Origin of the sequence: Actinomadura fibrosa (assembly GCF_900659615.1) — a bacterium.
Lineage (GTDB): Bacteria > Actinomycetota > Actinomycetes > Streptosporangiales > Streptosporangiaceae > Spirillospora > Spirillospora fibrosa.
The window spans coordinates 1-3,169 of record NZ_CAACUY010000469.1; the positions used below are offsets into that span (position 1 = coordinate 1).

The following is a 3,169-nucleotide window of genomic DNA, read 5'->3' on the forward strand; positions in this document are numbered from 1 at the left end:
GAACAGGGCCTGCCAGGCGGTGAGGCCGACCAGCGGCAGCGCGGCCGCGTCGGTGAGCGGGATGCTGGTCGGCGCCGGTGCCAGGGCCTCGGCGGGCGCGAGCACGTACTGGGCTGCGGCGCCGTCGATGACGAACGGCAGGAAGCCGATCACCGGGTCGCCGATGGCCAGGCCGTTGACGTCCTCGCCGAGCGCGTCCACCGTTCCGGCGAGGTCCAGGCCGGGGGTGTGGGGCAGGGTCAGTGGCATCGGTTCCTGCATGAGGCCCGCGCGGATGTTGCCGTCCACGCCGTTGAACGTGGTCGCCGCGACCCGGACCCGCACCTGCCCGGCAGCCGGGACCGGCTGGTCGACGTCCTCGTAGCGCAGGACGTCGGGGTCGCCGTATTCGTGGAATCGCACTGCCTTCATTGTGGGCCTCGCCATCGGTCGTCGTTGGTGCTTCGAAGTCGAAGCAGTGGTGTCATCGTAGCAGTGCTTCGAACTCGAAGCAAGTGCTTCGAAAGTGAAGCAGGTGGTAGGGTGCCGGCATGCCCGAGACGCCACCGCCGCTGGACCCCGTCCAGCTGGGCGCCTACTTCGCCCTGATGGAGGTCGCGGGGCTGCTGCGGCACGCGGTCGAGCAGCAGCTGCGCGAGGCCGGTGATCTCAGCTACGTGCAGTTCCAGCTCCTGGCCCGGCTCGGGCTGGACTCGCCCAGCGGCAGCGAGCGGATGACCGACCTGGCCGACGGGGTGGTCTACAGCCGCAGCGGCCTGACCTACCAGGCCGGCCTGCTGGAAAAGGCCGGCCTGGTCAAGCGCGCCCGCTCCGCCGACGACGACCGCGGCGTCACCGTCACCATCACCGACACCGGACGCGCCCTGCTCGCCAAGGTCCTCCCCGGCCACACCGAGGTCCTCAACCAGCAGCTCTTCCAACCGCTGTCGCGCGAGGACGCCAAGGCGCTGGCCGGTCTGCTGATCCCGGTGCGCGACCACATGCGCTCGGCACCGCCCCGTTCGGCGGCGGCCCGGCGCCAGCGGTGACCCGCCCGGCGCGCGACGGCGGGAACCCGAACGCGCCGCCTGAGGGATAACGGGTGTAGGGACCCGGCGATCCTTCGGAGGAGGCCCGCGATGAGGGAACGACCGAGACGGACGACGAAGCCGGCGTCGCGGTGACCGGCATCATGGCGCGGTCCGGTCGTGCGGCGGCGCAGGCGTCGGGTGATGCCGAGTTAATCCGCCGGTCCCTGGCGGAGCCGGAGGCCTTCACCGCCCTGTACGACCGGCACGCGCCAGCGATCCACCGGTACGTCGCGCGCCGGCTGGGGGCCGATGCGGCGGACGATCTGATGGCGGAAACGTTCCTGATCGCGTTCCGCAAGCGGCGCCGCTACGACCTCGCGCGCGACGACGCTCGCCCCTGGCTGTACGGGATCGTGACCCGGCTCGTCGCCCGGCACCGCAAGGCGGAGACGGCCCGGTACCTGCTGCTGGAGCGGCTCGGCGGCGAGACGGCCGCCGACCCCGTCGACAGCGAGTCCCGGGTGACCGCGCAGGCGCTGCGCGGCCCGCTCGCGCGGGCGCTCGCCGATCTGCCCAGGGTCTACCGGGAGCCGCTGCTCCTGGTGGCCTGGGCCGACCTCAGCTATGAGGAGGTGGCCGCGGCACTGGACGTGCCGGTGGGCACCGTCCGCTCCCGGCTCTCCCGGGGGCGGGCCCGGCTCCGCACGGCGCTCGGCGGCGCCGACCCGACCAAGGAGGGGACCGATGGATGAGATGACGCTGCTGCGCGCGGCCGGGCCCGGCGGCCTCGCCGCGGTCGCGCGCGACACCGTGACCAGCGGACGCGCCTACACGCGGCGCGAATTCACCGGTCCGGAGGTCGACCACCTGTGGGCGCCGTGGCTGCTGCACGCGGGCCTCGGCCCCGACCACGCCTCCGGCGGGCTGATGCTCCAGATGCTCGCCACGACCCTGCACGGCGACGGCCTCCCGGTGGTCGCCGGCGGCGCGGGCCGCTTCGTCGCCGCGTTCACGGGCCTGCTCGACGAGGCCGGCGTAACCGTGCTGCCGGGAACACGAGTGGAACACGTGCTCATCGAGCGCGGCAGGGCCGCCGGCGTCACGTCCGGCGCCACCGTCCTGCGGGCGCGCGACGCCGTCCTCTGCTCGGTGACGCCCGAGGCGCTCTACGGCGGCCTGCTCCCCGCGGCGGCGGTACCTCCGCGGGTGCGCGCGGAGGCGCGCCGCCACCGCTCCGGCCGGGCGGCGCTGCACCTGCACGTCGCCCTGGCCGGACCCGTCCCGTGGCGGGACGCCCGGCTCGCGGCCGTGCCGCTGGTGCACCTGACCGACGGCGCGGCGAGCACCGCGATCGCGTGCGCGGAGGCGGAGGCGCGCCTGCTGCCCGCCCGGCCCACGGTCGGCGTCGGCCAGCAGCACGTCCTCGACCCGTCCCGCGTGCCGCCCGGCCGCGCGGCGCTCTGGCTGCAACTCCAGGAACTCCCGTACGAGCCGCTCGCCGACGCCGCCGGCGAGATCGACGTCCGCGGCGGCTGGGACGAGGCGTCGCTGGAGGCGTACGCCGAGCGGGTCCTGGCCCGCGTCGAGACGCACGCGCCCGGCCTGCGCGGCCTCGTGGTCGGCACGCGGGTGCTGGGCCCCCGGGATCTGGAGGCCGCGAACGCCAACGCCGTCCGCGGCGACCCGTACGGGGGCAGCACCGAGCTGGACCAGAACCTCCTCTGGCGTCCCGGACCGCTGATGAACCGGCACCGGACCGCGGTGCCGGGCCTGTGGCACATCGGTGCCTCGACCCACCCGGGCCCCGGCATGTCCGGGGCGTCGGGCCTGCACGCGGCCGACCGGATCCTGGCCCGCCCGCGATGGCACCGACGCACAAACCGATGACGACACAAGACGAGACCACAAGCCCAGTACACCGTGCTGGAGTGCCGCCGCTTCCACGCCGTTCTGAACGCGACCGGCCCCCAGTCGGCAGCGAGCCGGACCCGGCTCGTGCCGCTTCGCTCCCTCCGGGGGTCCGGCCCTCTTAGCTCGCTGACGCGGCGCTCAAGCCAACTGCTAGATCGTTGATGGGAAATTGCTGAACCGGGTGCGGGCATGGCGAAGGGCGCCCATGGTCGGTGTGTGAAGACTGACTTGGACGCCCTTCTGACCGC

Annotated in this window: 4 protein-coding genes; 3 read left to right on the forward strand and 1 reads right to left on the reverse strand. The window is 74.1% G+C overall.

The features are described from left to right. On the reverse strand, positions 1–411 hold a 411-nt coding region (locus E1300_RS48660), incomplete at its 3' end, for an alcohol dehydrogenase catalytic domain-containing protein (protein WP_165503344.1). Positions 412–530: 119 nt separating this feature from the next. On the opposite strand from E1300_RS48660, the gene E1300_RS48665 reads away from it, so the two are divergent. From E1300_RS48665 to E1300_RS48675, 3 genes are all read left to right on the forward strand, one after another. Beyond that, a complete protein-coding gene (locus tag E1300_RS48665) occupies positions 531–1,028 on the forward strand; it encodes a MarR family winged helix-turn-helix transcriptional regulator (protein ID WP_131764030.1) in 498 nt (165 codons plus the stop codon). A gap of 131 nt (positions 1,029–1,159) precedes the next feature. After that, entirely contained in the window at positions 1,160–1,762 is a 603-nt protein-coding gene (locus tag E1300_RS48670) for an RNA polymerase sigma factor (protein ID WP_306440714.1), read from the forward strand. After that, positions 1,755–2,897 (forward strand): phytoene desaturase family protein, encoded by a 1,143-nt coding sequence (locus E1300_RS48675; RefSeq protein ID WP_131764031.1) that lies wholly within the window; start codon positions 1,755–1,757, stop codon positions 2,895–2,897. The genes E1300_RS48670 and E1300_RS48675 overlap by 8 nt, the downstream gene beginning before the upstream one ends. Positions 2,898–3,169: the final 272 nt, after the last annotated feature.